This is a genomic window from Bifidobacterium sp. LH_730, from assembly GCF_056355835.1.
Map to the genome: position 1 here is coordinate 1 of NZ_JBKETB010000032.1, position 1,419 is coordinate 1,419.

Here is a 1,419-nt window from a genome sequence, read left to right on the forward strand (position 1 = left end):
CGTGATTGGCGTGGTTGGAAGTTCATGTGGCCGTTTTCGGTGGTGTTCGTGTTCGTGTTCATCGTGCCGATCGTGTACGCCATCTATATCTCGTTTTTCCAGAAGAAGATGATCGGCGGCAACCAGTTCGTGGGGTTCGCGAACTACCAGCGCCTCTTCCAGGATGGTCAGTTCTGGAGCGCCGTGGGCCGCGTGGCTTTGTTCACGTGCGTGCAGGTGCCGATCATGCTGTTCCTGGCGGCGGCCCTGGCGTTGGCGATCGATAGCGCGAAGCTGCATGGCACGAAGTTCTTCCGCATCTCGACGTTCCTGCCGTATGCGGTGCCGGCGGTGGTGTCGACCCTGATCTGGGGCTTCATGTATGGCGCGAAGTACGGTCTGGTGGGCTCGCTGAACGATTTCCTGGGCACCAACATCGACGTGCTCGCGCCCTCGGTCCTTCTTGCTTCGATCGGCAATATCGTGACGTGGGAGTTCACGGGCTACAACATGCTGATCTTCTACAGCTCCCTGTCCACGATCCCCCATTCCCTGTATGAGGCGGCGGCGATCGATGGCGCGTCGGAGTGGCAGATCATCAAGAGCATCAAGCTTCCCGAGCTTCGTGGTGGTTTGGCGATCACGGTGATCTTCTCGATCATCGGCTCGTTCCAGTTGTTCAACGAGCCCAGCATCATGGAGAACATGGTGCCCGGCAACGCGATCACCACCTACTACACGCCGAACATGTACGCGTACAACCTGTCCTTCAGTGGCAACCAGAGCAATTACGCGGCCGCGCTGGCGATCGTGATGGCGGTGATCACGATGGCGATCGCGTACGCGGTGCAGTTGAACAGCATGAAGGAGCAGATGAAGTGACCCGCATGCTGAAGACCGTTCGCACCATGCTCCCTCTGATGAGGGAGCTGCCGGCAAGGCCGGCTGAGGGAGAGAAAACCCCTCTGTGCGCGAAGGCATTGGAGTCGACGATGACGTTGAAGGAGTGGAACTGATATGACGAGTGCAACCATGAGCCCGGCTTCCCTCAAGGAGCAGGAGAAGGCCGCGAAGAGGGCCGAGAAATTGCGCCAGAAGAGGATCGCCAAGGACGAGGCGGCCGAGCGCAAGCGCTCCGCGAAGAACGGGTTCGCGAACGTGCAGAACCCCCGCCGCTCGACCCTGCTGACCATCGTGACGGCGATCTTCGCCATCTACTGCCTCTTCCCGTTCGTCTACTTGGTGATCAATGCGACGAAGACGCAGGCGGACTTCACTTCGACGTTCGGCCTTGGTTTCGGCAAGAGCTTCGCCTTGTTCGACAACATCGCCACCGTGTTCTCCTACCAGGACGGCATCTTCGCCCGCTGGCTCCTGAACACGCTCCTGTACGTGGTGGTGGGCGCGGGCGGCGCGACCCTCCTGGCGATCATGGGCGGG

2 protein-coding genes and 1 pseudogene are annotated in these 1,419 nt (G+C 60.0%); all 3 read left to right on the forward strand.

Going from position 1 to position 1,419, the window contains the following annotated elements; genetic code table 11:
- The coding region (locus tag AC1AUD_RS13680; protein ID WP_476574929.1) for a carbohydrate ABC transporter permease at positions 1–861 on the forward strand (861 nt) is incomplete at its 5' end.
- A gap of 5 nt (positions 862–866) precedes the next feature.
- Complete coding sequence (locus AC1AUD_RS13685) at positions 867–995, forward strand: hypothetical protein (RefSeq protein WP_476574930.1); 129 nt, start codon at positions 867–869, stop codon at positions 993–995.
- Position 996: 1 nt separating this feature from the next.
- Positions 997–1,419: pseudogene (locus AC1AUD_RS13690) on the forward strand (carbohydrate ABC transporter permease); the annotation flags it as partial.

Excerpts from the sequence above, each read along its gene's own strand:
- AC1AUD_RS13685 (WP_476574930.1), top strand. The coding sequence starts at position 867 with ATGCTGAAGACCGTTCGCACCATGCTCCCTCTGATGAGGGAGCTGCCG.